Genomic DNA, 384 nt, shown 5'->3' with positions numbered 1-384 from the left:
ATCACCTCGGTCAAGGGCTCGCCGAGCGGGGTGGAAATTGCCAATGGCGGCATCACGGTTGAAACCGCTGTGGTCCTGACCGGCGCTGCTGCCAAAGGACAGAAGGTGCAGATCTTCGATGGCACCGTGTCCAAGGGTGAAGCTACTGCCGATGCGACTACGGGCATCTGGACCTTGACCGTGTCCGGGCTGACCGTCGCCGCACACATTTTCACCGCCAAGGCACTGTACGGCTCCGGCGCCACCTCGGCAGCGCGCACGTTGACCGTAACTGCCGCCACCGCTCCAACCATCACCTCGGTCAAGGGCTCGCCGAGCGGGGTCGAGATCCCCAACGGCGGCATCACGGTTGAAACCGCTGTGGTCCTGACCGGCGCTGCTGCC

General features: G+C 64.6%; 1 pseudogene. It reads left to right on the top strand.

Annotated features, from left to right (window positions below):
* A pseudogene (locus BK665_RS32960) lies at window positions 1–384 on the top strand (hypothetical protein); the annotation flags it as partial.

The organism is Pseudomonas frederiksbergensis, assembly GCF_003732665.1.
Classification (GTDB): domain Bacteria; phylum Pseudomonadota; class Gammaproteobacteria; order Pseudomonadales; family Pseudomonadaceae; genus Aquipseudomonas; species Aquipseudomonas frederiksbergensis_G.
This window is presented reverse-complemented; position numbering and strand designations above follow the sequence as displayed.